The organism is Streptomyces sp. NPDC056128 (assembly GCF_042263835.1).
In the GTDB taxonomy this organism is placed as follows: Bacteria; Actinomycetota; Actinomycetes; order Streptomycetales; family Streptomycetaceae; genus Streptomyces.
In genome coordinates, this window is record NZ_JBHJVQ010000004.1 from 309,174 (window position 1) to 335,470 (window position 26,297).

22 protein-coding genes and 1 pseudogene are annotated in these 26,297 nt (G+C 74.6%); 15 read left to right on the top strand and 8 right to left on the bottom strand.

Features of this window, described 5'->3' with window-relative positions:
* The first annotated feature begins 42 nt into the window (after positions 1-42).
* From ACFC1X_RS12075 to ACFC1X_RS12090, 4 genes are read left to right on the top strand one after another with little or no spacing between them, the layout of a single operon-like run.
* Positions 43-1,188: a polyprenyl synthetase family protein gene (locus ACFC1X_RS12075; RefSeq protein WP_376351636.1), complete on the top strand. Its 1,146-nt coding sequence runs from the start codon at positions 43-45 to the stop codon at positions 1,186-1,188.
* Positions 1,185-2,762 (top strand): phytoene desaturase family protein, encoded by a 1,578-nt coding sequence (gene crtI, locus ACFC1X_RS12080; protein ID WP_376351639.1) that lies wholly within the window; start codon positions 1,185-1,187, stop codon positions 2,760-2,762. Before ACFC1X_RS12075 ends, crtI begins: the two co-directional genes overlap by 4 nt.
* Entirely contained in the window at positions 2,749-3,744 is a 996-nt protein-coding gene (locus tag ACFC1X_RS12085; RefSeq protein ID WP_376351642.1) for a phytoene/squalene synthase family protein, read from the top strand. Before crtI ends, ACFC1X_RS12085 begins: the two co-directional genes overlap by 14 nt.
* Positions 3,741-4,748: a DUF5914 domain-containing protein gene (locus tag ACFC1X_RS12090; protein WP_376351645.1), complete on the top strand. Its 1,008-nt coding sequence runs from the start codon at positions 3,741-3,743 to the stop codon at positions 4,746-4,748. The genes ACFC1X_RS12085 and ACFC1X_RS12090 overlap by 4 nt, the downstream gene beginning before the upstream one ends.
* On the opposite strand, the gene ACFC1X_RS12095 is transcribed toward ACFC1X_RS12090, so the two are convergent.
* The 6 genes from ACFC1X_RS12095 to ACFC1X_RS12120 form a co-directional block, all read right to left on the bottom strand.
* Positions 4,697-6,247 carry an FAD-dependent oxidoreductase gene (locus tag ACFC1X_RS12095; RefSeq protein ID WP_376352163.1) on the bottom strand — a complete coding sequence of 517 codons (1,551 nt, stop codon included), beginning with the start codon at positions 6,245-6,247 and terminating at the stop codon, positions 4,697-4,699. The two genes, ACFC1X_RS12090 and ACFC1X_RS12095, sit on opposite strands and share 52 nt — an antisense overlap.
* Positions 6,248-6,297: 50 nt before the next feature.
* Positions 6,298-7,032 (bottom strand): methyltransferase domain-containing protein, encoded by a 735-nt coding sequence (locus ACFC1X_RS12100; RefSeq protein ID WP_376351648.1) that lies wholly within the window; start codon positions 7,030-7,032, stop codon positions 6,298-6,300.
* The gene (locus tag ACFC1X_RS12105; RefSeq protein ID WP_376351651.1) at positions 7,029-8,264 is read right to left on the bottom strand and encodes a lycopene cyclase family protein; all 1,236 of its coding nucleotides are present in this window, start codon (positions 8,262-8,264) and stop codon (positions 7,029-7,031) included. The genes ACFC1X_RS12100 and ACFC1X_RS12105 overlap by 4 nt, the downstream gene beginning before the upstream one ends.
* Positions 8,261-8,971 (bottom strand): SDR family NAD(P)-dependent oxidoreductase, encoded by a 711-nt coding sequence (locus ACFC1X_RS12110; RefSeq protein WP_376351654.1) that lies wholly within the window; start codon positions 8,969-8,971, stop codon positions 8,261-8,263. Before ACFC1X_RS12110 ends, ACFC1X_RS12105 begins: the two co-directional genes overlap by 4 nt.
* 112 nt (positions 8,972-9,083) lie before the next feature.
* Complete coding sequence (locus ACFC1X_RS12115) at positions 9,084-10,331, bottom strand: NAD(P)/FAD-dependent oxidoreductase (RefSeq protein ID WP_376351657.1); 1,248 nt, start codon at positions 10,329-10,331, stop codon at positions 9,084-9,086.
* A 117-nt stretch (positions 10,332-10,448) separates the two neighbouring features.
* On the bottom strand, positions 10,449-11,444 hold the full coding sequence (locus ACFC1X_RS12120) for a MerR family transcriptional regulator (RefSeq protein ID WP_376351660.1): 996 nt from the start codon (positions 11,442-11,444) through the stop codon (positions 10,449-10,451).
* A gap of 161 nt (positions 11,445-11,605) precedes the next feature.
* Here ACFC1X_RS12120 and ACFC1X_RS12125 point away from each other — a divergent pair, with 161 nt between their 5' ends.
* The 3 genes from ACFC1X_RS12125 (at position 11,606) to ACFC1X_RS12135 (ending at position 13,605) form a co-directional block, all read left to right on the top strand.
* Positions 11,606-12,253 carry a sigma-70 family RNA polymerase sigma factor gene (locus tag ACFC1X_RS12125; protein WP_376351663.1) on the top strand — a complete coding sequence of 216 codons (648 nt, stop codon included), beginning with the start codon at positions 11,606-11,608 and terminating at the stop codon, positions 12,251-12,253.
* Between the two features lie 78 nt (positions 12,254-12,331).
* Positions 12,332-13,171 (top strand): DUF4397 domain-containing protein, encoded by an 840-nt coding sequence (locus ACFC1X_RS12130; protein ID WP_376351666.1) that lies wholly within the window; start codon positions 12,332-12,334, stop codon positions 13,169-13,171.
* Between the two features lie 32 nt (positions 13,172-13,203).
* Positions 13,204-13,605, top strand: a complete 402-nt coding sequence (locus ACFC1X_RS12135) for a hypothetical protein (RefSeq protein WP_376351668.1) — start codon at positions 13,204-13,206, stop codon at positions 13,603-13,605.
* A 42-nt stretch (positions 13,606-13,647) separates the two neighbouring features.
* Here ACFC1X_RS12135 and ACFC1X_RS12140 read toward each other — a convergent pair whose 3' ends face one another.
* Both ACFC1X_RS12140 and ACFC1X_RS12145 read right to left on the bottom strand, forming a co-directional pair.
* Positions 13,648-14,853 (bottom strand): ATP-binding protein, encoded by a 1,206-nt coding sequence (locus ACFC1X_RS12140; protein WP_376351671.1) that lies wholly within the window; start codon positions 14,851-14,853, stop codon positions 13,648-13,650.
* Positions 14,844-15,506: a response regulator transcription factor gene (locus ACFC1X_RS12145; protein WP_376351674.1), complete on the bottom strand. Its 663-nt coding sequence runs from the start codon at positions 15,504-15,506 to the stop codon at positions 14,844-14,846. Before ACFC1X_RS12145 ends, ACFC1X_RS12140 begins: the two co-directional genes overlap by 10 nt.
* Positions 15,507-15,640: 134 nt before the next feature.
* Here ACFC1X_RS12145 and ACFC1X_RS12150 point away from each other — a divergent pair.
* The 8 genes and pseudogenes from ACFC1X_RS12150 to ACFC1X_RS12185 form a co-directional block, all read left to right on the top strand.
* Positions 15,641-16,216: pseudogene (locus ACFC1X_RS12150) on the top strand (ABC transporter permease); the annotation flags it as partial.
* A 70-nt stretch (positions 16,217-16,286) separates the two neighbouring features.
* Positions 16,287-16,916 (top strand): FtsX-like permease family protein, encoded by a 630-nt coding sequence (locus ACFC1X_RS12155; protein ID WP_376351677.1) that lies wholly within the window; start codon positions 16,287-16,289, stop codon positions 16,914-16,916.
* A gap of 65 nt (positions 16,917-16,981) precedes the next feature.
* Positions 16,982-18,388: an ABC transporter permease gene (locus tag ACFC1X_RS12160; protein ID WP_376351680.1), complete on the top strand. Its 1,407-nt coding sequence runs from the start codon at positions 16,982-16,984 to the stop codon at positions 18,386-18,388.
* 7 nt (positions 18,389-18,395) lie between these two features.
* On the top strand, positions 18,396-19,103 hold the full coding sequence (locus ACFC1X_RS12165) for an ABC transporter ATP-binding protein (protein WP_376351683.1): 708 nt from the start codon (positions 18,396-18,398) through the stop codon (positions 19,101-19,103).
* Positions 19,104-19,183: 80 nt separating this feature from the next.
* Positions 19,184-20,080, top strand: coding sequence for a GNAT family N-acetyltransferase (locus tag ACFC1X_RS12170; protein WP_376351686.1), 897 nt, complete (start codon positions 19,184-19,186; stop codon positions 20,078-20,080).
* An 84-nt stretch (positions 20,081-20,164) separates the two neighbouring features.
* Complete coding sequence (locus tag ACFC1X_RS12175; RefSeq protein WP_376352166.1) at positions 20,165-23,302, top strand: discoidin domain-containing protein; 3,138 nt, start codon at positions 20,165-20,167, stop codon at positions 23,300-23,302.
* Positions 23,303-23,454: 152 nt separating this feature from the next.
* The gene (locus ACFC1X_RS12180; RefSeq protein ID WP_376351689.1) at positions 23,455-25,455 is read left to right on the top strand and encodes a hypothetical protein; all 2,001 of its coding nucleotides are present in this window, start codon (positions 23,455-23,457) and stop codon (positions 25,453-25,455) included.
* 30 nt (positions 25,456-25,485) lie between these two features.
* Positions 25,486-26,100, top strand: a complete 615-nt coding sequence (locus ACFC1X_RS12185; RefSeq protein WP_376351692.1) for a dihydrofolate reductase family protein — start codon at positions 25,486-25,488, stop codon at positions 26,098-26,100.
* Positions 26,101-26,297 lie beyond the last annotated feature (197 nt).

Here is a 26,297-nt window from a genome sequence, read left to right on the forward strand (position 1 = left end):
AGCACGGGTGTGCAGGTGACCGAGAGCGAGAAGGGGTTGTGCATGCTGGGACCGCCGTCCACGGTGGCCGAGCCGGTCAGACCGGCCGACGGCCCGCTCACGGCCCGCGACGCCGTCCAGGCCGCCGAGGCGGAGCTCGACGCCGTCCTCGACGCCAGGCTGCGGCAGGCCCGCGAGGTCGATCCCGTCTACGCCCACGACGTCGCCGAGCGCGTCGCCGCCTTCGTCCGGCGCGGCGGCAAACGGCTGCGTACGGCGTTCGCGTGGTGCGGGTGGCGGGCCGCCGGCGGAGCGGGGGACGTCACGGCGGTCCTGCGCACGGGCGCGGCCCTCGAACTCGTCCAGGCGTGCGCGCTCGTCCACGACGACGTGATGGACGGATCACCGCTGCGCCGCGGCGCGCCCGCCGTCCACGTCGACCTCGCCCGCGCGCACCGGGCCGCGGGGATGAGCGGCTCCGCCGACGCCTTCGGCGCGTCCGCCGCCGTACTCGTCGGCGATCTGGCCCTGGCGTGGGCGGACGACCTGCTGACCGAGACGGCGCTCGGCTCGCCGTACGGCGCCCGGCTGCACCGCGAGTGGCAGGACATGCGCGGCGAGATGGTCGCCGGTCAGTACCGGGACCTGCACGCGCAGGCCACCGGGGCGCTGGGCGTCGACGAGGCGCTGAGCGTCGCCACCCTCAAGAGCGCCCTGTACACGGTCGAACGCCCGCTGGCGCTGGGCGCGGTGCTGAACGGTGCCGACGGGCCGGCCCTGGACGCGCTGCGGGCCGCCGGACGGTGTGCCGGGCTCGCCTTCCAGCTCCGCGACGACCTGCTCGGCGCCTTCGGCGACCCGGCGGTGACGGGCAAACCGGCCGACGACGACCTGCGCACGCGCAAGCTGACGTGTCTGCTCGCCGTCGGCCTCAGGGCCGCCGAGGCCGGCGGCGATGCGGACGCCGCCGACGCGCTGGCCCCGGGGGCGCGGCCCGCCCCGGACGACGTGGTGCGCCGGATGCGCGACGCCCTGGAACGCACCGGGGCGCGGGCCGTCGTCGAGGCGACCATCACGGAGCTGGCCGCGAAGAGTCTGCGGCACTTCGCCCGGACCGGCGCCGAGCCCGCCGTACGCCATGAGTTCACCGCCCTGGTCGAGCGGGCGTCCGGTGTCGTCGCGGGGCGCACCACCGGGGAGGCCGCGTGAGGACGGTGACGGGGCCGACGGATCACGTGGTCGTGGTGGGCGCCGGGCTCTCCGGGCTGGCCTGCGCGCTGCACCTGCTGGGCGCGGGCCGCCGGGTGACGGTCGTCGAACGGGACGACGGGCCGGGCGGCCGGGCGGGCCGGGTGAGCCTGGGCGGCTACGAGATCGACACGGGACCCACGGTGCTGACCATGCCGCACCTGGCCGACGAGGCGTTCGCCGCCGTCGGTGACCGCCTCGACCGCCATGTCGAGCTGACGCCCCTGCATCCGGCGTACCGGGCGTGTTTCGCCGACGGGACCGCCCTCGACGTCCACACCGACGGCGAGGCGATGGAGGAGGAGGTGAGGCGGTTCGCGGGTCCTGTCGAGGCGGCCGGCTACCGCGGGCTGCGGGACTGGCTGGAGCGGCTGTACCGGGCGCAGATGCGGCGCTTCATCGACACGAACTTCGACTCGCCCTTCCAGCTGCTCCACCCCGACCTGGCCCGGCTGGCGGCGCTGGGCGGTTTCGGGCGGCTGGACCGGCGGATCGGCCGCTTCATCGCCGACCCGCGGCTGCGCCGTGTCTTCTCCTTCCAGGCGCTGTACGCCGGTGTGGCCCCGGCCCGGGCCCTCGCGGCGTACGCAGTGATCGCCTACATGGACACCGTGGCCGGGGTCTGGTTCCCCAAGGGCGGCATGCACGCGCTGCCCCGCGGGATGGCGGACGCGGCGGGTGCGGCGGGGGCCGGGTTCCGCTGGTCGTCCGAGGTGACGTCGCTGGAGCGGTCGGCGGGCCGGGTGCGGGCCGTGCGGCTGGCCTCCGGGGAGCGGATCCCCTGCGACGCCGTGGTGCTGACCTGCGAACTGCCCGCCGCGCACCGGCTGCTGGGGCGCGCGCCGAGGCGTCCGGTGCGGCTGCGGCACTCCCCCTCGGCGGTCGTCCTGCACGCCGGAACCGACCGGACGTGGCCCGGTCTCGCCCACCACACGCTGTCCTTCGGCGGCGCCTGGGAAGCCACCTTCGACGAACTGACCCGCACGGGGCGGCTGATGAGCGACCCGTCCCTGCTGATCACCCGGCCGACGGCACACGACCCCGGCCTCGCACCGCCGGGCCGCCACCTCCACTACGTCCTCGCGCCGTGCCCGAACACCGAGGTGGGGCCCTCCGCCGCCGCGTGGCGCGACCTGGGTCCCCGCTACCGGGACGGCCTGGTCGCCGAGCTGGAGCGGCGGGGACTGGACGGGTTCGCGGCCGGTGTCCAGGAGGAGTTGCTGGTCACCCCGCTGGACTGGGCGGCACAGGGGCACGCGGCGGGCAGCCCCTTCTCGGTCTCCCACACCTTCGCCCAGACCGGCCCGTTCCGCCCCCGCAACCTGGTGCACGGCGTGGACAACGTCGTACTGGCGGGCTGCGGCACCACCCCGGGCGTGGGCGTGCCGACCGTACTGATCAGTGGCAAGCTCGCCGCCGCACGGGTCACCGGCGGGGCCCGTGCCGCCGCCCGTACGGTGCACCCCCGTACGGCGCCACGAGCCGAGCGTGCCGATGTCACCCCGACCGCGGAAGGCTCCCATGGCCCGTCGTGAACTGGATGCCGCGCACATCACCGATCCCGGCCTGCGCGCCGACTACACCCTGTGCAGACGGCTCAACGCCCGTCACGGCAAGACCTACTTCCTGGCCACCCGGCTGCTCCCGCTGGAGCGCCGCGCCCGCGTGCACGCGCTGTACGGCTTCGCCCGCTGGGCCGACGACATCGTCGACGACCTGGACCGGCACCGCACACCGACGGAACGCGACCGGCTGCTGCGGGTCCTGGAGAGCGACCTCGCGCACGGGCTGCGGACCGGTGAGGGGACCGAGCCGGTGGTCCGGGCGGTCGCCGACACCGCCGCACGGCACGGCATCGAGCACTCGCTGTTCGCCGACTTCCTCGTGTCGATGCGCAGCGATCTGCATGTCACGGACTACCCGACCTACGCCGACCTGCGCGCCTACATGCACGGCTCGGCCGCGGTGATCGGCCTCCAGATGCTGCCGGTGCTGGGCACGGTCGTCCCCCGCGAGGAGGCCGCCCCGCACGCGGCGGACCTCGGGGTCGCCTTCCAGCTCACCAACTTCCTGCGGGACGTCGGCGAGGACCTGGACCGGGGCCGCGTGTACCTGCCGGCCGACCTGCTCGCCGCGCACGGTGTGGACCGGCCGCTGCTGGAGTGGAGCCGCCGCACGGGACGCAGGGACCCCCGGATCCGCGCGGCGCTCGTCGCCGCCGAGGCCATGACGCGGGAGGTGTACCGGGCGGCGGAGCCGGGCATCGCCATGCTCGATCCACGGGTGCGTCCCTGCATCCGCACCGCGTTCACGCTCTACGGCGGGATTCTCGACGCGATCGCGGAGCAGGACTACACCGTGGTGCACCGCCGTGCCGTGGTCTCGCGCGGGCGTCGCGCGGCCACGGCCGCCGCCGGAGTGGTGGGCGTCGTACGCGCGCGCCGACGTGCCCGCGGCACGCACCCGGCGCCGCGGACGGGCGACGCGGCGCCCCGGACGAAAGGACCCGTGCAGTGAGTGACCGAGCGGACCGGGCGGGCTGGACCCCGCCGCTGCGGCGGCGCGGCCGGTCGGACTGGGCGACCCAGACCCCGACCTGGCGGGAGGCGCGCCCGGCACTGATCGACGACGCCCTCAAACGGGCCTCGGCGCGTCCCTCGGGCAACTGGTTCGTCGTCGGTGCCTCCCGGGACGTGCGCACCGGTGGCCGCCCCTGCGGGAGGACCGTGGGCGGCACCGAGGTGGTGCTGTGGCGCTCGGACACCGGTGAGCTGCGCGCGGGCCCCGGGGCGTGCCCGCATCTGGGCGCTCCCCTGCGGGAGAGCCGGGTGGTGTGCGGGACGCTGGTGTGCCACTGGCACGGACTGGCCCTGGACGGCGGGCCGTTCGCCGGCTGGGAGCCGTTCCCGGTCCACGACGACGGAGTCCTGGTGTGGGTCCGGCTGGACGCGGTCGGCGGCGAGGAGCCCTCGGAGCGTCCCGTGGTCCCGGAACGGCCCGCGCCGGACGGCGGTGTGGACGCCGTCTTCACGGCGGTGGGGCGGTGCGAGCCCCAGGACGTGGTCGCCAACCGGCTCGATCCGTGGCACGGCTCGTGGTTCCACCCGTACTCGTTCGTGGACCTGACGGTGGCCCGGCCGCCGCTGGGCGACGCGGACGACGCGTTCGTCGTGGACGTGTCGTTCCGGGTGACGGGCCGTCTGGTGGTGCCGGTCCGGGCGGAGTTCACCGCGCCGGAGCCGCGCACGGTCGTCATGCGGATCACGGAGGGTGAGGGGTCCACGTCCGTCGTGGAGACCCATGCCACGCCGCTGACCGCCGAGGGGGCGGCGCGTCCGCGGACCGCCGTCGTCGAGGCGGTCGTCGCGGCCTCCGACCGGCGGGGCTTCGCGCTCGCGCGGGCCGCCGCGCCGGTGCTGCGGCCGTTGATGCGCCGGACGGCCGGGCGGCTGTGGCGCGACGACCTCGCCTACGCGGAGCGGCGGTGGGCGCTGCGCAGCACGGGCCGGTTCCCGGGCTGAGCGCGGTTCCCGGCCCGGCCGAGCGCCCGCAGTACGGGTGACCGGCCGGCCCGGGGCACGGTCCACAGCACCTGGCCCCGCACCCCCCAGCCCGCGAGGAGCACTCCGGCCGCCAGGAATCCGGTGGTGGCCGCGCGTTCCATCAGGGCCACGGGCAGGTCGCAGCGGATGGCGTCGCCGGCGAGCGTCACGTTCGGGTGGGGGGTCAGGACGGTGGGCCGCCGGGAGTAGGAGCCGACCGGGAAGAGGGGGCAGTCCGCGCGCCATTCGTGCCGGGCGTCGACGATCCGGGCTCGCCGTGTCTCGGGGTAGACCCGGCGCAGGCTGTCCAGGAGGCGGTTCTGCACGGTCTCGGGGTGGGCGTGGGCGGGGACCGCGTAGGCGTGCAGTTCCACCACCGAGCCTCCGGTCCGGGCGGCCCAGCGGGCGGCCTCGCCCTCGTAGCGCTCCAGCACGCTGATGTTGTCCAGTCCGTCGTAGCCGCTGGTGCCGAGGAACCCGGCGCGGTCGGCGTGGACCGGCCGGTCCAGCCAGAGCCGGGAGACGAGGAAGGGCGGTGCGGTGCCGAGCGAGGCGATGTCCTCGCGCCAGGTCCGTGTGCCGAGCCCGGGTGACGCGGCGGTCAGTCCGCGCAGGGCTCCGGGGTCGAGGGCGAGCACCGCGGCGTCGTACCGGTCCAGGGCGTCGTCGGTGCGCACCTCCACTCCCCCGGCGTCGTCCGGGTGGACGCCGCGCACGGATGTGCCGGTGCGGAGGTCGGTGCCGAGGCGCTGGAGGTAGGCGCCGAGCGGGTCCCACAGGGCCTGGGGGAACGGCTCGTCCGGCACGTCGAAGAGCAGGCCCTCGGCCGAGCCGAGGAAGTAGATGTGGAACATCAGCAGCAGTTCCGCGGCGGACAGTTCCCGCGGGTCGGCGAAGAAGCTGCGGGAGAACACCTCGAAGGCCAGATGGTGCGCGGCCTCGGGGAAGCGGACGCGTTCGAGGAACTCCGTGGCGCTCGTGGAGTCGAAGCGGTCGTAGACCTCGGGCACGCGCACGTCGAGGAGCGGCAGCGCGGCCCCGGCGTCCATGGCGGCGAGGTCGCGCCAGCCGAAGGTGGGGCTCAGGGCGACGAAGCCGAGCGCGCTGAGCGGCGGGGTGCGCGGGACCCGGGCGAAGCTGTCGGTCAGCCCGCCGCTGTGCCGCAGCGGGTAGTCGGGCAGGGGGCGCAGCCGGTCGAGCCCGGGGTCGGTCCGCCGCAGCAGGCCGCGCAGGTTGTAGTACTGGCGGAAGAAGGCGTGGAAGCCGCGGCTCATGGTGGCCGCGGACCCGTCGGCGAGGCGGGTGGGCCGGCCCGCGAGCCGGCCGCCGAGCGTGTCCTCGCGTTCGTACAGGGTCACGCGGGCGCCGCGTTCGGCCAGCAGGGTGGCCGCGGCCAGTCCGGCGATTCCCCCGCCGACCACGGCGACCGCCGGGGCGTCCCCGGGGTCGAAGCGGGCCCGGCCCGGCGCGGGCATCATGATCTCGGCCTTGCGGTCGCGTCCGCGCCGGGCCGCCGGCCGGGCGGCGCTCACCGGGCCACCTCCAGCGGTCGGGCGGCGACACCGTTGCGGGCCAGGAAGGTGTGCACGAGGCCGGTCTGCCAGCCGGCGACGGGGGCCGCGCGTACGCCGGTGAACCCGGCGTCGGTGAGGCGCGCCGTGAAGGCGGGAGCGGTGTCGAAGTGGACGACGCTGTGCCACAGGTGCCGGTACAGGGCGCGGTCGCCGCTCAGGGTGCCCGCGGGGATGATCAGACCCCGGCAGACGGCGGTCCACAGGGCGTGGTGGGCGGCCGAGCCGCTCAGGCTGTACTCGTGGACGGCGAGCCGGCCGCCCGGCCGCAACAGGGTGCGGACCGCGGCGAGGACGCCGTCCGGGTCGGTGACGTTGCGGAACAGGTAGGCGGCGAAGACCGCGTCGTACGGTCCCTCGCCGGTCGTGACGACTTCCTCGGCGGTCAGGTGCCGGAAACGGACGCGGGCCGGCCAGGGTTTGGCGAGGGCGCGCCGCAGCATCCCCGCCGAGGCGTCGACGGCGGTGATCCGGGCGCGGGGTGCGGCCCGCAGCAGGGCCCGGGTGGAGGTACCGGTGCCGCAGCCGAGGTCCAGGACGTGCAGGCCGGCGCCGGCGCGGGGCAGTTGGAGTCGGCGTGCCGAGCGCAGGAGGTCGGTGCGGTAGCCGGGGTTGAGGGCCGTGAGCCGGTCGTAGGTGTGCGAGGCGTGGTCGAAGGCGCGTGCCAGGTCGTGGTCGCGCAGGAGTGTCATCGGTGGTTGTCTCCGGTTCGTGGGGTGCCGTGCGGGCGCCGGGGCAGGAAGGGGAGTTCGAGGGCGGTGCGGAGCATCGGGCGCACGGGGGTGCGCAGGCCGATGCCCCATTCCTCCCAGGGGGTGGTGTCGCCGTCGAGGAAGCGCAGCAGCCGGTGCGGCGGGATCCGCCGGAAGAGGCCGGTGAAGAAGTCGGGGCCGTTGATCCGGCCGGTGTCCAGGGCCCGCAGCAGGACCGCGTCCATGGCGAGGGCCCGCCGTCCGTGCGGAGGCGGCACGAGGGCACGGCCCTCTTGCAGGGCCGCGGCGATCGCGCGGCTCTGCCGTTGCACGGCGGCGAAGGTGTAGCCGGTCGCGGGCCGGGTGGCACCGCCCGCGGTGCCGATCCGGAACACTGCGGGGCCCACCCGGCGGGCGAAGCGCGCGTCGGTCATCGGGATGACTCCCTGCTCCGCCGACTCCACGGTGAACGCGCCGAGTTTCAGGACGTCGTGGGTGTAGTGGGCCAGCGCCGCCTCGTACGCCTCGGTGGTCAGCGGGGTCCGGGAGAACTCGGTGTACTCGACGAGCGCGCGGTCCGGTGCCAGGGGCAGTACGTAGCCGAAGGCGAGGCCGTGCGGCGGTTGCGGGACGCGGAAGTCCATGAGGTCGGCCACGCCGGGGTCGAACCGGTGGGCGTCGGTGCGCAGGAACCAGCCCCGGAAGTGCTGCGCCAGCTGAGTCCGGGCCGGGGGCAGGGCGGGCCTGGGGCGGGAGTCGAACACCTGGCGTGCGCGGAGCAGCCGGGTGCCGCCGTCGGGGGTGGTGCAGCGTACCTCCGCCGTGCCGTCGGCGGTGTTGCGCACCGTGTCCGCCGTCGCGCGCAGGACCCGTACGCCGGGGGAACGGGCCAGCCGCGCGTGCACCAGCCGTTCGAAGTCCGTGGACCGGAGCATGCGGTAGCGCAGGGGTGCAGGGTCGACGGTGACGGCGCGGCCGTCGGTGCCGTGGACGCGCAGCCGGGACCAGGAGGCGCCGATCGCCTCCTCGAAGTCATCGGTGTCGCGGGTGTCGTGGTCCCAGTAGCACCAGGTCCGTTCGGGGGGACGCAGTGGGCCGTCCGGGGCCTCCACGAGGGTGACGGTCGGGGAGGCGGGGGCCGTCAGCCGGAGCGCGAGGCTGAGTCCGGCCGCACCGCCGCCGACGATGACGACGTCCGACGTCGCGTCGGGCGCGGGGGCGGGCCGGTTCACCTGGTGCGCCGTTCGACGACGGGTGTTCCGTCCGGGTCGGTGCGGACGAGTTCGGCGTCCGCCGCCAGCGCGTCGGCGACGGCCGCCACGACCCGGTGCGGGTCGCCGCCGGCCGGCATCGGCGGGGCCGTGCCCGCGACGGGCCGGTCGGCGAAGCCCGTGTCGAGGTGTCCCGGCCGGACCTCCAGGACCCGGATGCCGCCGGCCCGTACCTCGCGGCGGGCCGCGTCGAGCCAGGCGCTCAGCGCCGCCTTGGAGGCGCTGTAGTCGGCCATGCCCGCCTGGGGGCGCCGCGCGACGATCCCGGTGAAGGCGGCGATCGCCGAGCCGGGACCCAGGACGGTGAAGGCGGCGCGGAAGAAGGCGGTGGGCGCGAGGACGTTGACGGCCGTCAGGTGCTCCGCGATCTCGTCGCCGACCTCCGCCGCCGGGCCGAAGGCCACCGACCCGAAGGCGGTGACGACGGCGTCCAGCCCGCCCAGTTCCTTCGCCGCGTCGTCGACCGCGCGGGCGCAGGACGCGGGGTCGTAGGCGTCGAACGTGACGGTCGGGGCGCCCGGGTGGGCGCGTGCGGCCGCCGCGAGCCGCGCGGGGTCGCGTCCCGCCAGTGCCGGCCGCGCTCCGCGGCCCCCGAGTTCGGCGGTGAGGGCACCGCCGAGGACGCCGGTGGCACCGGCCACCAGCACGCGCGCGCCGTCGAGGTTCACTGTCCACTCCCGATCGCAGGGTCAGGGCGGCGGTCTCGCCCGTCGTCGGTGTCGTCCGGGTATTCCGTGTCCCGGCCCGTGGTGGATGCGGCGGGTGCCGTCCGGTCGGCGGTCAGTCGCCGGCCCGGTCGGCGAGCAGTTCCCGGGCGGCCCGGGTGCCCGAGGCGAGGGCGCCCTGCACGCTGCCGGTCGCCCGGTGGTCGCCGCAGACGTGGCGGCCCTCGGAGACACGCGTCGTGCGGCTCGTCGGCCACGGCGGCGTCATGGCGGGCAGTGCACCCCGGACGGTGTACGTGGCGACCGGTGTCCAGTCGCCGGTGTCGGTGCCGTACAGCTCGGCCAGGCGGCGCAGGACGGTCCCGTCCGCTCCGGGGCGGTCGGGGCCGAGGACGGAGGTGGAGACCAGCGCGGTGCCGGGGGGTGCGTAGGTGGGCGCGACCTCGGTCGGCACGCAGGTGTTCAGTACCTCGCCGGTGCCGTCCACGACCAGCGTGGGTTCGGCCAGCGGTGTGCGGGGCGCGGCGTGGTAGTAGGTGGTGACGGTCCGGGTCTCCGGGACCTCCTGGCCCGGCAGCAGACGTGCCGCCGTGGCGGCGTCCGTCGCCACCACCACGGACGGGGCCCGCAGTTCCCGGCCGTCCGTCAGGAGTACTCCGGAGTCGGTGACCGCCTCGACGGGCGTCTCCAGCCGGAGAACTCCTGCGGGCAGGCCGTCGGCCAACTGGGCGGGGACGGCGCCGATTCCACCGGCGGGCAGACAGAGGGTGCCCCTGACCATGCTGCGCCAGACGAGGTGGAAGAAGCGCGCGGAGGTCTCCAGCCGGTCCTCCAGGAACACCCCGGACAGGAAGGGCCGCAGGATGTCGGTGACCACCGCGTCGGAGACTCCGGCGCGGGTCAGGGCGTCGGCGGTGGACCGGTCCGGGCCCCGTTTGAGCAGACCGGCGGGGAGCAGGGTGTCCCGGGCGGTGAGCGCGGCGAGGGCGGCCAGGTCACGGGCGTCCAGCACCTTCCCGGGCAGCAGCGTTCCCGCCGCCCGCGGACGCCGGGTCGGATCAACGAGGCGGACGGCACCGGCCGGGGTGTGCGCAACGATGCCCGGGGTGAACGGCCGCAGTCGCAGGGCGCGCAGGTCGAGGCGCCTTTTGACCTGGGGGTAGGAGGTGTTGAACACCTGGAACCCGCGGTCCAGCAGGAACCCGTCCCGCCGGTCCGTGCTCATCCGGCCGCCGACCCCGTCCGACGCCTCCAGCAGCGCCACCCGCCGTCCGGCCCGGCACAGGTCCAGCGCGCAGGCCAGACCGGCGAGCCCCGCTCCGACGACGACCGTGTCCGGAGTCCCGTGGTGGTGAGTCGTCATGCGCACCCCTCCTTCGACACCGGCCTCCGCCCGTCGGGAGACCGGATCCACCCGAGCACGTTCCGCCCGGTGAGGCCAGGCGGCACCGCCGTCGGGTACCCGAGAGGACGAGCGACGTCACCTGTGTACGACCGACTCCACCACCGCGACGGCCTCCGACAGGCCTGGCGGGTGCGGCAGCCCCGGTGAGGTCTGCCCGGCCCAGCCGGGGCCGAGCGTCAGCACCACGGGCTTCCTGCGGGCGCCGCGCACGCCCCACTCGATCGCCGAGACGTGCTGGGCGAGCGGCCGGCTGGCCGTGGTGCGGGACTGCGCCCACAGCCCCACCGCGGCCGGTCCGGTCCGGCGTACGGCGGCCACGAGCGACTCGACGGGCAGGGCACCGCCGAACATGCGGACCGGCAGGCCCCGTTCGGCGAGCGCGGCGGCCAGGACCTCCAGGGGCAGCGTGTGGTTCTCCGCGGGCACACAGGCGAGCACGGTGGTGGCGCCGGGCCGGTCGGCGACCACGGGCGGCGCGTGGCGGCGCAGGGCGCCGGAGACGTGCCAGGACAGGAAGTGCTCGACCTCGACGTACCGCTCGCCCGCGGTCTCCCACTTGCGTCCGACGGCCTGGAGCGTCGGCATGATCACTTCCGTCCAGGCCGCGACCAGGCCGTGCTCCTCGATCGCGTCCTCCAGCAGCTTGTCGAGGGCGGCGGCGTCGAGTCGCAGGGCCGAGCGGGCGATGCCCTTGCATTCCTGGCGTACGTCGCCGAGCCGCATGCCGGTGCCGGCGCGGCTGCGTTCCGGGGGCGGCGGCGGCCGGGGAGCGGTCCGGCGCGGGGGCGTGTCGGGGGCGGCTTCGCCGAGGGCCAGGCGGGCGGCCTCGGCGGGCGGCAGCCCGGTCGCGGTCAGCGCGCACATCCGTTCCAGCCGGGCGAGGTCGTCGGCGGTCCAGCGGCGGTGCCGGCCGCCGGTGTGCGCGGCGGGACCGAGCCCGTAGCGGCGGTCCCACGACCGGACGGTGGTCGGCGCCACCCCGAGACGCCGTGCCACCTCGCCGGTGGTCAGCCCGCCACCGCGCCGGGCATCCGCCTCGGCATCCGTCTCATCGTCCCTGTTCAGACGCATGTTCCCATCTTACGACGCATAAACGACGCATGTTGTGTGCGTCGTTCGCTCTCACAAGACTGTTTTCCAAGGGCTGCTGCCAACGAATCCCACACCGTCCGGAACCCGCCGCGCGGGTGGCTCTCCGCCTCGGACAGCGCAGACGGCAGGAGGAACAGGTCATGAGCACGAAAGCGCGACACTCCGACGTCCCCGCCGGCACGCCGGCGAGCCCGCCGGACGAGGAGGAGCTGGCCCGTGGTCTGTGCGCGTCCGACGAGATCGCCTTCGCGGCCGTCTACCGGCGCTGGGGCTCACTCGTCCACACCCTGGCCAGCCGCTCGCTCGGTGACCCCCACGAGGCCGAGGACGTGACGCAGCAGGTGTTCATCGGCGCCTGGCGCGGACGGGCGGGCTACCGCCCGGAGCGGGGGCCGCTCGGCGGCTGGCTGGTCGGCATCACGCGCCGCAAGATCGTCGACGCGCTGGCGGCCAGGACACGCCGCCTCGCCCTGGTCGAATCGGTGGCGTACGACGCCGACGGGCACCGCCACGACGCGGGCGTGGACGAGGTCCTGGACCGGGTGCTGCTGGTCGACGCGCTGTCGCGGCTGCCCCGGGGCCAGCGTGAGGTCCTGTGCATGGCCTTCTACGAGGACCTCACCCAGGCCCAGATCGCCGAGCGCACCGGCACGCCGCTGGGCACGGTCAAGAGCCACACCCGCCGCGGTCTGCACCGGCTGCGCGAGGGGATCGAGCAGGGCCGGGCCGACGAGCACGCGGCGGCGGCCCGCGAAGAGAAACCGCACCGCACGGCGCATCCGTCGTGACGCCCGTGCCCGAACCAGATACGAGCCATCAACGAGACCGCCCCGACGGGCGCCACTCTCGAAGAAGGGATGATCCTCATGGCTTCCCGAATCCCGCTCATCCTCGGCGCGTCGGCCGGAGCCTGCGCTTTGGCCCTCACCGCCGCCGCACCCGCCGTGTCCGCACCCGCGGGCGGCGGTGACGACTCGGCCATGGTCTCCGTCTTCCACGGCGTTCCCGGACTCACCGTCGACGTCTACGCCAACGGTGACGAGCTGCTCGGCGACTTCAAGCCCGGCACGGTGACCGACCCGCAGTCCCTGAAGGCAGGCACCTACAACATCCAGGTCTTCGAGGCCGGCCAGGGCCCCGACGGCACCCCGGCCATCGAGAAGGAGGTCAAGGTACCCGCCGGAGCGAACGCCACCATCGCCGCGCACCTGTCCGCCGACGGCACACCCCAGCTGACGGCCTTCACCAACGACGTCTCCGCGGTCGACGACGGCCAGTCGCGGCTGACGGTACGCCACGTCGCCGCCGCACCCGCCGTGGACGTCCGCGCGGACGGTCAGCCGGTGTTCAAGGGACTGGAGAACCCGAAGCAGGACACCGCCGTGGTCGACGCCGGTACGGTCTCCGCCGATGTGGTGCTCGCCGGCACCGACACCGTGGCGATCGGCCCGGCCGACCTGAACCTCAAGAACGGCACGAGCAACGTCGCCTACGCCTGGGGCAGCGCGGCCGACAAGAACCTGGCACTGGCGACCCAGACGCTCGACACCACGGAAGCCTCACCGAGCGGCGGCTACTCGGGCGCCAACGCCGCCGGCCTCACCCCGAACTCCTCGGAGCAGTGGCTGGCCTGGGCGGCCGTGACGGGCATGGTCACCCTGACCGGCGTCCTGGTGATCCGCAGGGCCACGGAGCACCGTGGGTGAACCGGCCCCGGCACACCGGCAGGAGGGCAGCGGTGCCACATGTCGACCCCGCACATCTGGTGGAACTGGCACTCGGAAACGACGTCACGCACGACGACGTCGGCGCCCTCCAGCACCTCGCCGCGTGCGGGCGCTGCCGGGAGGAACTGCACCTCATGACCCGCGTCGTCATGGCGGCACGCGGAGTCGAGGAGCCGGACCTCCCGAGCGCCCCTCCGGCACGCGTGTGGCAGCGCATCGCCCAGGGCCTGTCCGAGGCGGACGGACCCGCCGCACCCGCACCCGCGGCACCCGTGGACGCGCAACGTCACCCGCACACGACATCCACCGCGCGACACCCCACCCGACCCCGCACCCGTGGGCGCCGCACCGTCGGAGCCGCACTCGGGCTCCTCGCCGGGGCGGCGGTCGTCCGGTGGTGGCGGAAGCGGTGAGCGCGGTCGGCCCGCGGCAGGGGGGCACGTCCCCGCCGCCGGTCACGGGAAGCGCACGCCGACGGCCAGTTCCCCCTCCGGGCCGGGTTCCGCCGTGAGCCGGGCGTCGTGGGCCTGGGTGATGGAGCGGACGATGGAGAGGCCCAGTCCGTGGCCCGTGGTGGCCGTACGGTCCTGGGCATGGCGGCGGAAGGGTTCGAAGAGGTCGGTGACGTGCTCGGCGGGGATACGAGGGCCGGTGTTGGTGACCGTCAGGCAGCGGCCGTCCAGTCGGACCCGCACGTGACCGCCGGTGTGGTTGTACTGGATGGCGTTGCGCACGAGGTTGGTCAGGAGATGACGCAGGAGAAGCGGGTTGCCCACGACGACCAGCGGTGAGTCCGCCGTGACGGCGAGGGTCACGCCGCCGCGTGCGGCGTGCTCGGCGTGTCCGGTGGTCACGAGCCGGGCCGTGTCCGCCAGGTCGACGCTCTCCGTCTCGTCCAGGCCGCGGTCGCTGCGGGCGAGCAGCAGCAGTGCGTTGATCAGCTGTTCGGCCTCGCGGTTGGCGGCGAGCAGGTCGTCGCGGACCTCGGCGAGATCGTCGGTGAGCGGTCCGGCCAGGCCCACCTCGATGCTGGTGCGCTGGACGGCGAGGGGGGTCTTCAGTTCGTGGGAGGCGTTGGCGACGAATCGGCGCCGGCTCTCGAAGGAACGCTCCAGCCGGTCCAGCATGGTGTCGAAGGTGTCGGCGAGGCGGTGGAGTTCGTCGTCGGGGCCGGTCAGGGCCAGGCGCTGGTCGAGGTTCTGTTCGCTGATGCGGCGCGCGGCGTCCGTCATGGAGACGACCGGCCGCAGGGCCCGTCCCGCAAGCCACCAGCCGAGCACCCCGGCCAGCAGTGCCGTGAACAGCAGGCCGACGGCCGACCAGAGCACCATCTGGCGCAGCGCGGTGTCCTGGACGGCCTGCACCGTCTGGTCGATCTTCCGGACCATGGCGACGTCGCCGTCGGCGCGGACCCGGTGGGGCGTGCTGCCCGTCGGCCGCATCGGTCCGGCCGAGGAGGCGCCGCCGGTCAGGGTGTTGCCGTAGGTGATCTCCATGCCCTCGACCTGTTCGGCCGTCCCGTAGCGCACGAGGAGCACCACGAAGGCGAGCAGCGCCACGCCGGCGAGCAGGACCAGGGCGCCGATGGCCGTGGCGAGGCGGGCGCGGAAGGGGATGCGGCTCAGGCGGGCCCGGTACCGGCGGACGGGGTTCAGTCGCACAGCCGGTAGCCCTGTCCGTCGTCCACGGTGATGAGCGCCGCGGGACCGAGCTTGCCGCGGAGCCTGCTGACGGTGGCGCGGACCGCGCTGGTGCGCGGGTCGAGATGCTCGTCCCAGACGGTGCGGACGAGTTCGCCGTGCGGCACGGGTGCGCCCGTCGCGGCCATCAGCAGTTCCAGGACCGCGAACTCCTTCGGCGTCAGGTCCAGCGACCGGCCCTCCACGGACACCTCCCGGCGCGTCCGGTTCAGGCTGATGCCCTGGTGGCGCAGGACCACGGGTGGGGGTTTGGGCACACGGCGGCTCAACGCCCGCACGCGGGCGACCAGTTCGGCGAAGTCGAACGGCTTGGGCAGGTAGTCGTCGGCGCCGAGGGCGGTGAGGCCGTACACCCGGTCGGCGATCTCCCCGGCCGCGGTCAGCATCAGGATCGGCGGCGCGTCGCCGGCCGCGCGCAGCCGCCGGCACACCTCGTCGCCGGTCATGACGGGCAGATCGCGGTCGAGGATCAGCACGTCGTAGTCGGTGTGCAGACACATCCGCTCGGCCATGTCCCCGGAGCCGGCCACGTCGACGGCCATCGCCTGCCGGCGCAGGCCGGTGGCGACGGTGCGGGCGAGAACGCGGTGATCCTCGGCTACCAGAACTCTCATGCGCCCATGAAAGCAAGGTCACCATTGCACCGGGATAAGGACGGGGACGCCTCGGGCAGACCATCGGGCTCGGCGCTTATGCCGCTGTAACGCGCTTATCCGGCTGCGAACGGCCGCCTGTTCTCCTCCTCCCCATGAACTTCGTCAAGCGCGCCGGGACGAGCCTGCGGGTCCGGAAGTCCAGGACCGCCGCCCTGTTGGGGATCTTCCTGGTGGTCTGCACCCTGCTGCTGGGCGGGTTCCTGCTCCAGGGCGCCGCGGCCCGGCAGGAGGCCGAGGTGGGGCGCGTCATCGGCGTCGACGTGACCGTGCGGGGCAAGGGCCTCACCCCGGGCCTCGCGGACCGGCTCGGTTCCTCGGAGGTGGTGCGCCGCTACAACCCGCTGCTCCCGTCGGCGGCCGCGGCCAGCGGCTTCTCCCCCCTGGAGTCCGACGTGCCGGCGCCCGGTGGCACCCGCGCCGGGAACGGCGAGGAACGGCCCCTGCTGGCACTCGACGGCGTGCGGGACTCCGGCCTGCTGCTGCCCTTCTCCTACGGCTCGGCCAGGATCACGGCGGGTCGCGCCATCACACCACGGGACGCCGGCCGCCGCGTCGCGTTGGTCGAGGAGCGACTCGCCCAGCGGAACGGCCTCACGGTGGGCGACACCGTGCGGGTGCGGTCGGCCGACGGCGAGCGCACCACGTCCGCCACGATCGTCGGGGTGTTCAAGGATCCGACGCCCGACCCGGCCCGGTGGACACCGGCGGGAACTGCCCGGCAACACGGTCTACGTTCCCGTGGGCACGGTGCGGCAGTTGGGCGGCGGTACGGCGGACGTCACCGAGGCGGTCTACCGGATCGGGTCGCCGGAACAGGCCGAACACCTCCACGCCGAGGCCGAACGGCTCCTCGGCGCCGGCGCCTTCGAGTTCCGCGTCAACGACAAGGCGTATCGGGACCAGGTCCGGCCGGTCCAGCGCGTCGGCACCTTCGCGGAGCTGATCGTCTGGCTGATCGCGCTGGCGGGTGCGCTGGTCCTGGGCCTCGTCGTGCTGTCGCAGACCCGCGAGCGCCGTGCCGAACTCGGGGTGCTCCTCTCGATGGGCGAGCGGAAGTGGAGGCTCGTCGGCCAGCACGTCGTGGAGGTGACCGCCGTCGCCCTGCCCGCCGTGTTCCTCGCCGCCCAGATCGCTCTCGCGGCCGGCCCGCGAACCGGTGACGCCCTCCTGCCCGGCGGGGCGGACAAGCCCGCCGCCCGTACCGGGGCACCGCGTACCACGGTCGACCCGCCCGTGACCCGCGTCGAACTCTCCGACGTCGGCGGGGTCGCCGGCATCGCCCTGGGCATCTCCCTGGTCGCCACGGTCGTCCCCGGCATCGGGATCCTGCGCCTGCACCCGCGCTCCATCCTCACCGACGACGCATAGCCACCGCACAGCACCGAGCCCGACAGCGGCTCCGACACCGATACCCACGGGAAGAACCGAACCTCATGAACTTCGTCAAACGCGCCGGCCTCAGCCTGTGGGCGCGCAAGGGCAGGACTCTGATCACCCTGTGCACCTTCCTGGTCATCTCCGTGATGGTGCTGGCCGGCGTGCTGATCAACGACGCGACGGCACAGGCCCGGCGGGAGGCCACGCGTTCCGTGGGCGCCGAGGTCAGCCTCGGGATGGACCTGGACGACCTGAGCGGCAGCGGCGGCGGCTTCCAGGCACCGCGGATCGACGCGTCCACCGTGGACGAGCTGGGCGGTTTGCCGCAGGTGCGGAAGTACACCTACTCGATGTGGGACCGCGGCATCCTCAAGGGGGACGCCGAGCTGGTCACCGAGGGCGCGCAGGGCGGCATGGGGCCCGGCGGGACGGCGACTGTGGGCGTCCTCGACTCCTCGCTGCGGGCCGACTTCCGCAGCGGCAGGTTCCGGCTCCTGTCCGGGCGGCACCTGACGGCCGCCGACAAGGACGACAAGCTCCTGCTGATCGAGGAGCGGCTGGCCCGGAAGAACGGGCTGCGGGTCGGCGGCAGGATCACGCTGGGCAGCAACGACGGCAAGTCCTCGGCCGACTTCACCGTGGCCGGGATCTACCGTGACCCCCGGCCCGCCTCCGAACCCGACCCGGAGTACGGCGTCAACCCGGCCAACATGCTCTACGCGTCGGTGGGCGCCTTCGCCGGCCTCAACTCCGGCGGCGACGGGGCCGCGAAGGACTCCGGGGGCGGCTCCCTCCAGGTCGCCGAGGCCACCTTCCTCCTCCGCGACGCCGACGACCTGAGCGGCTTCAAGAAGGAGGCCAAGACCGTCGCCGGGCCGGCGCTCGACGGGTTCGCGCTCGACGCCAACGACAAGGCCCTGCGGCAGATGACGGGCCCGCTCAAGAGCATCGGCTCCACCGCCACCCTCGCCATGTGGCTGATCGGCGTCGCGGGCGCCGCCGTTCTCGCCCTGCTGGTCGACCTCGCGGTCAAGCAGCGCCGCAGGGAGTACGGCGTGCTCCTGGCCATGGGCGAGAAGAAGGGCAAACTCGTCGTCCAGCAGGCGCTGGAGATGGTCGTGGTGGCCGCCGTCGCCGTGGGCCTGAGTTCCCTGTTCACCGGTGCCCTCACGCAGTACGCGGGCCAGTCGCTGCTCGGCCGGGAGGCCGCGGCGGCCCAGCGGAAGATCGACTCCTGGGAGGCGCCGCCCCCCGGCAGCACGGGCCTCGACCAGGGCCTCGACCCCGACGACAAGCCGGTCGAGAACGCCGACCCCATCGACCGGATCACCGTACGTCTCGACCGGGCGGACCTCGCCACCGTGGGCGGCGTCGGCCTCGGCATCGCCCTCCTGGCCACCGCCCTCCCCGCCGCCGCGGTCCTGCGCCTCAGCCTGCGGGCCATCCTCACGAAAGGCAAGTGACCTCACCATGACCCGGGCCACCACCACCCGACCCGTCCTGCGGCTCGACGGCGTCAGCCACACCTACGCGGACCAGCGCCGCCGGACCACCGTCCTCAAGAACATCGACTGCGCCTTCGACCGCGGCACCTTCCACACCGTCCTGGGCCCCTCGGGCAGCGGCAAGACCACCCTGCTCAGCCTCGCCAGCGGACTCGACGCCCCGACCAAGGGCACCGTCAGCTTCGACGGCCGGGACCTCACCGAGCTGGGCCTCGGCCGCTACCGCAACAAGCACGCGGCGACGGTTTTCCAGCAGTACAACCTCCTCACCTACATGACCGCCCTGCAGAACGTCACCACCGCGATGGAGATCACCGGTGTCCGGCCCGCGACGGGCAGCCGCAGGTCCGGGGCCCTGCGCCTGCTGGAGAGCGTCGGCCTGGACGCCGACACCGCCCGGCGCAACGTACTGCGGCTGTCCGGCGGCCAGCAGCAGCGCGTCGCCATCGCCCGCGCGCTGGCCTGCGACGTCGACATCCTCTTCGCCGACGAACCCACCGGAAACCTCGACGAGGACACCGCGCAGGGCGTCATCGACATCTTCCGCGAACTCGCCCACACACAGGGCAAGTGCGTGGTCGTCGTCACCCACTCCCAGCGGCTCGCCGCCCAGTCCGACCGCGTCCTCACCCTGCGCAAGGGCAGGCTGACGGAACAGGTGAACCGGCCCTGAGAGAACGGTTTCCGAGCGCCCGGAGACCGTACTTCGGACAAGTACTCGCCCGGACCGGGGTACGTCGGAGATCATGAAGCATGCGACCGGACGACTGGCACGTCACCGAAGACCTCGACGAATTCCTCGCCCGCGCCGGAGACTTCCTGCGCTCACGCCCCGCCCTGCACACCACGCCGCTGACCACGCTGGAGAAGATGCGCACCTGGGGCGCGGAGGTGTTCGGCACCGAACCCGTCGTGTTCGGCCTGCTGGAGGCGGGGGGCGAGGTCCACGCGGCCTTCTACCGCCTCCCGTCCCGGCGCCTCACCCTCACCGCCCTCTCCCCCGAGCAGGCCGAGGTCCTCGCCACCCACCTGACGGGCCTCGGTCTCTCCGTCACCCGTGTCACCGCGGACCACGACACCGCCACCGCGTTCGCCGAAGCCTGGCAGCGGCACACCGGCGCCGCGTCCGCGCACAGCTGGCGGGGCCGGCTCCACCGCCTGGGCACGCTCACGCCGCCGGAGCCGCCGCCGGCGGGCCGGGGCCGGTCGGTGGACGAGGACGAGCACGAACACCTCATGGGCTGGTGCCGCGAGTTCGCCGCGGACGTCGGGGAAACCGTCTCCATAGACGCCGCCTCCTGGGCCGGCACCCGCTTCGCCGAGAAGCGGTACACCTACTGGGAGGCCCCGGACGGCACGCCCGTCTCCATGGCGGGCGTCAACCCGCTGGTCGGCGGCCAGGTCCGCATCGACCCCGTCTACACCCCGGCCCGGCTCCGGGGCCGCGGCTACGCCGGCGCCGTGACCGTCGAGGTCACCCGGGCCGCGCTCACCGCGGGCGCGACGGACGTCGTCCTGTTCACCAACCCCGCCAACCTCACCAGCAACGCCCTCTACCGGCGCATCGGATACCTGCCGTACGCCGACTTCACCGGCTACGACCTCTCCCACCCGGACGCTCCCGCACCCCGCCTCCGCCGGGACGGATGAACGCACGACCATTGACACGCCTCTCCGGGCCGTTCAAGGATGACCCTCGTTGACAACGTTGTCGCCTGGTGAAGAAGGACCATGATGGGCCCCGTTTCCCTCCCTGTCGGCCGCAGGCTCCTGCTCCAACTGCTCGGCGTGGCCGGCGCCGCGGCCGCGCTCCAGCCGGCGCTGGACACGCCCTCGGCCGCCGCCTCCGGCTCCGCCGCAGCCCGGTCCGTCGATCCGCCCGACGACGTCGCCGCCACGTACCACCGCGTCCTGTTGAGGCACACCCGCTGGTCCGAGACGCAGTGGGACGAGGCCAAGGGGACCTACACGGACGAGTACTTCGGCTTCGCCGTCGTCCTCGGACACGCCGTGCTGCTCACGCACGGCACCTTCGACGAGCGCGAGGCCGGCGTCGACCGGGAGACCCTCAGGCGGCGGACCCTGGCGACCCTGCGCCACTTCGCCTCCTCCAACCGGCTCACCGGCGGCACCGAGTGGGGCCGCACGCTGTTCTTCGACACCACGTTCCAGTCGTACTTCATCCTCGCGGCGCGCCTGCTCTGGGACGAGCTGGACGCGGGCACGCGCGCCGCGGTCGACACCATCACCCGCGAACAGGCGGCGTACACCCACTCCTTGGGCACCGGCGACGACCCGGCCTCCGGGGACTGGACCCCGAACGGCCTCGAGGGCGGGTACGCCGGTGACACCAAGCTGGAGGAGATGGGCCTGTACGCGCAGACCCTGGCCCCGGCGCTGGCCTGGGCACCGGACGACCGGCGCCGGGCCGACTGGGCCACCGCTTACGGAACCTGGTCGCGCAACGAGGGCGGGCTGCCCGCCGCCGACCTGGCCAACCCGGCGCGCGTGGACGGCGTCCCGGTCTCGCGCAACACCGCGCACAACACGTACGACACCTTCATCGTGGAGAACCACGGCTCGTTCGGGCCGCACTACCAGGCGGAGATGTGGCGCACCTCGGGCCGCAACGCCGCGCACTTCCTCGCGGCGGGCGAGCCGCTGCCCGAGGTCCTGACCAGGCAGCCCAACGCGGAACCGCTGTGGCGCACGCTGCTGGGTGTCATGTCGGACGCGGGCGAGCCGCTGATGCCCATGGTGAACGACCGGGAGCACCTGTACGGCAGGGACGTGATCCCGCTGGCCTTCCTCTCCCGGGTGGCCGGGGACCGGGCGGCGGCCCGCGCGGAGGCGGACCTGGCCGAGCGGCTGGAGGCGTACCAGAAGTATCCGCCGGAGTACCGGCTCGCGAAGTTCTCGGGCGAGCCCAAGTACGAGCCGGAGGCACGCGCGGAGCTCGCGATCAGCTATCTGCTGCACGTGTGGCCGACCGCCGGCCGCGGGGTGCGCCCGATGTCGCGCGAGGAGCTGTTCGCGCACGCGGCGGGCGTCACCGACTTCGGGACCGGCCCGGGTCTGGTCTCCCACCAGTCCCCCGCCGCCTGGGCGGGCGTGGTGACGAAGCCCGGGTTCGTCAAGTTCGGCTGGCAGCCCGGGCACGACGACTGGCTGTTCCGGCTCAGCGGCGGCACCCCGATGTTCCTGCCCTCGACGTCCGCGAAGGTCACCGGCAGGCAGGTGCGGGTGCACACCGCCCTGCGCGACGGGTTCGACGGCAGCGCCACGGTGCTGCGGCTGGGCGAGGGCTTCGCGGGATACGCGACACTCCCTTCGGGCGGGGTCGTCCACGCCTCCGACGCGGCGGGAGCGGGCGGCTCCCGGCTGGAGGTGCACAACCTCACGATGCCCGGTGTGGCCGGCCTGGACGGCAGCCGCACCTACCGGTTCGCGGAGGGCTCGGCCACGGTCCGCGCGCAGGACGCCTCGCCCACGGCGAAGGGACGCGTCGACGAACTGGCCTTCCCGGCCGCGACGGTGCGCCACATCAGGATGCTGGGCGTGCGGCCCGACCCGACGTACGGGTACTCGCTGTACGCCGTCGAGGTCCGCGCCGGGGACGGCACCGACGACCTCGCGCGCGGCAAGGCGGCCACGGCCTCCTCGCAGTCGGCCGGCATGACCGCCGACCTGGCGGCGGACGGCGACGCCGGCACCCGCTGGGCGGTCTCCCGCGAGGACAGGAAGCGCGCGGACAGCTGGTGGGCGGTGGACCTCGGCGCCGCCCGTGCGGTCGACCGGGTCACCCTGCGCTGGGAGGCGGCCGCCGGACGCTCCTACCTGATCCAGGGCTCGTCCGACGGCGAGCGGTGGACGGACCTGGCCACCGGACCGGCCCCGGCGCTGCGCAGCGAGGGCGGCTGGCTCGACATCGACGGCCGCGCCGGTCTGGTCGTCCGTGGCGGCGACGGCGAGCACACGGTGGCCGTGTACGGCGACACGATCGTGCCGGCCGAAGGGGCGCGGGACGCTCTCGTGATCGAGGGGCACTGCGGTGCGTCCCCCGCCGAGTTGCGCGCGCTGGCGGGCCGGCCGGCCCCCGTCGCCGAGGACGCCCGGGTCCGCGCGGCCCTCGTGGACGATCACCTGAGCCTGTTCAACCTGTCGGCGGACGCGGTCGACACCGGGGTCGAGGTGCCGCAGGAGGGGCGGCACCGGCACGTGTACGAGGGCGAGCAGACGGTGACCCGGCAGGGCCTCGGCTACACCGCGCGCCTGGACGCGGCGTCCGCGCTGCTGCTCCCGCCCCGGTTCACGCTCGTCCCGCTCTCGGGCAGGAGCCTGCCGCCGGGGCTGCGGGTCAGGGTGAGTGACGGGGCGACCCTGCACCTGTCGGGCCCCCGCTGCCGGGTGCGGATCGAGGCCCAGGGGCGCAGCACCGTCACGAACGTGCGCAACGGGCACGAGGTCCGTGTCACGCTGCGCGGCGCGCGGCCCTACCCGCACGACGACCACGCCCTGGGCCGGAACACCTTCCCGACCAATCCGCTGCCGCCGGGGATGTCCAGCCCGGGTGCCGCCGTCGACGGTGCCCCCGACACGGCGTGGCGGCCGGGCCGCGACGGCCGCATGGTGGTCGACCTCGGCGCGAGCACCGAGGTGCGCCGGGTGGAGGCGGAGTGGAGGACCGGCGCGGCCCCGGCGGCCCGCGTGGAGTTCAGCACCGACGGCGTGCGGTACCGGCGGGTGGGGACGCTGACCGGTCACGGGCGGGTGCGCGCGGTCGCGTACCGGGGCTCGGCCCGCTACGTCGCGGTGACGGTGGACGGGACGCCCCACGCGCACGAAGGGCTGGTGCGGCTCTCCGTGAACTGAGGAGGACCGGGTGACGGGAAGGACGCCGCCCAGGAACGCCGTGCCGACCCCCTTCGGGTGAAGCCGGGTCACGACCGTCGTGTGACCATCACGCGATTCACTCGTTTGAGAGATCAGCAACAGCAGATCCTCGGTCGTGGAGGGCACCGCTTATGCCCGTCAGTCGGTTCCGTGAGAGAAGTCGCCCGGCCTCAAGGCGTGTTCAGAGGGCCGAGTCCGTGCTGGTCGAGCAGTACGGCGGCCTCGTACGCCTGGCGTACCTGGTGCTGCCGGCCTCGCTGGGCAGACACCGCAGGGTCCTCAGGGCCCACTCCCTCGCCCAGCGGGCACTGCCCCGGACCGGCGGTGGAGCACGGCCGGCGCCCGGTGTGCCGGCTCCGCGCGGCGGTGCCGAGCCGGTCGCGGCCCTCATCGGCAACGACCTGCGCGTGGCCGTCCTGCGCGCCGCGCTCAAGGACGGGCGGCGCGCGGGCAGTTGGGCGGGCCGGGCGGCGGCGGTGTGGCCGCCGCGCCGGCTGCCGATCGTGCTGGGGCTGCGGCTGTTTCCCAGGTCGGGCAACGCCGACGACATGGCCCTGGGCCGGGTGCTGTCCGGCGCGGAACCGGCCACCCGGGGCGCGTTCGTCCTGCGGCACGTGGACGGGCTGCCCGAGCCGGAAGTGCTGGAGATGCTGCGGGCCGCCGGCGCCGACGATCCGGCCGGGGCCCTGCGCGCCGCGAACCGGCTCGACCTCGGCAACGGTGCCGCGGCGGCGAGTGTGCTGTCGGCCGCGGGCCCCAGCGAGTTCGACGCGTGCACCGTGCGGGCGCAGCCGACGGACCTGCTGCGCCGCAGGCGGCGGACGCGGCTGGCAGGCGCGCTGGTGCTCGCCGCACTCGTCACCGCGACGGCGCTCGTCGCCACCACCGACCAGGACACCGAGGGCTCCGACGTGGCGGGGTCCGACGCCGCGCGGTCCGCCTACGCACCCGCCGCACAGGACCTGCGCCGCACGGACCCCGCGCTGTGGGCGGACACCTCGCGGGTGGACTTCACCGCCTGGCCCGCCCGCGGCGACCGGGCCGACGACGCCGCGCTGCTCACCCGCGCCCTGGAGACCTGGTCGCGCCCACCACGCGGGAACACAAACGTTTCCTTCGCCCCGGGCACCCCGACGGATCCTCCGCCCGGCTCCCCACAACTGCTCTACGCGGGCGAGGTGGACGCCCGCACGGTCGTCCTCCTCCACGACGGCCGACGGCTGGCCCGGTACACGGAGCCGGACGCCTCCGGCGGTGAGCCCGCCGCCCTGTCCGTGGCGCGGGTCGACGACGCGGACGTCACCACCGCCGCCGCGGTCGCCGTGACGAAACGCGACGGAGCGGCCAGGTACCTGCTGGCCCCGTGGATCGCCGAGGCCGGCACCCGTGACCTGCTGCGCCCGGACGACGCCGCACGCGACCTCGACGTTTCGGCGGACGGTGTCACCGAGCCGGTGCCGGTGACACCGGCGGGCGGGTCCTGCGAGCGGCGCACGGTGCTGCAACTGCGGTCGTCCTCCCGCATCGTCGAGGACCACTCGTTCCTCCTGGCCGACCGGGGCGGTCTCTCCCCCGCGCACCTCACCTACACGCCGCTGCCCGGTGCCGGCACTCCCCCGGCCCGCCAGCCCAGGGAGGCCACCGGGAGCGCCGCCCTGGTGGCCTGGTCCCGGCTGGCGTGCGGCCTGGACGGACTCTCCGACGAGGGCGAGCCGGTCCGCGCCGTCAACCTCTGGGACTTCGCCGACCAGCGACTCCCCCAGGACGCCGGACGCGCCGTGTGGTCCTGCGCCCGCGCCGTCACGTGGCGCGGCACCGACGAGGTCTCCGTGGACCTGCGCACCGGCGACGCCGCCCAGCCGGTGGTACGGGCCCGCGGGACGGCGGCGTGCAGCCGGTTCGGTCAGCACGTGGTGGCCGACACCCACTGGCGTTCCCCCGACGGCGACTGGTACGTCCTCGCCGCCGGCAGCCGGGCCGTGACGGGCCTGCGCGTGACCGGTGACGTCACGGCCGAGAGCGACGACCGGACCCTGGCGGTACGGGCACCCCGGGAGGCGGAGGCCAAGGTCACGGGCCTGCTGCGGACCGGCGAGGACCTGGCCGCCCTCACCGGCGACGGCGACCGATGAGTTCTGCCGGCGGCACGGGTCCACCCTGACATGACACGTATCATCGCGGACATCTCGGTCTCCCTCGACGGCTTCGTCACCGGACCCGACCCCGGCCCGGACAACGGGCTGGGCACCGGCGGCGAGCCCCTGCACACCTGGGCGTTCTCCGACGATCCCGACGACCGCCGGATCCTGCGCGAGGCCACCGCCCGGTCGGGTGCGGTCGTCCTCGGCCGCCACCTCTTCGACGTGGTCGACGGACCCGGCGGCTGGGACGACACGACCGGCTACGGCGCGGGCGAGGTCGGCAAGCCGGCGTTCGTCGTCGTGACCGGCTCACGACCGGAGTCGGTGCGCCTCACCGGCCTCGACTGGACCTTCGTCACGACCGGCCTGGCCGACGCGGTGGCCACCGCGCGCGAGCGTGCCGAGGCGGCCTCGGCGGCCGCCGGGCGGGACCTCGACGCCGTCCTCATGGGCGGCGGCGCCCTGATCGGTTCGGCGCTGGACGCGGGACTGGTCGACTCGCTGACGCTGCACCTGGCACCCGTCGTGCTGGGCGCCGGGACGCCGCTGTTCCCCGGCCGGGCCCCACGCTCGCTGGTACAGCGGAGCGTGACTCCGACGTCGACCGCGACCCACCTGACCTACGACGTGCTCTGACGCCGACCGACCCGGCCTTCGACCGTCCCACGCGTCTCGGCCGTCCCACGCGTCTCGGCCGTCCCGCGGATATTCGCGTGCACCGAGCGGCGGCGGGCGCTACCGTCGTCCGCATGAACGTCATCGGCCGAAGCACCTTCGCGACCGCGCGAGCGACCAGCTCGCCGGCCGCCGCCGCCTGACCTTCTCCCTTTCCC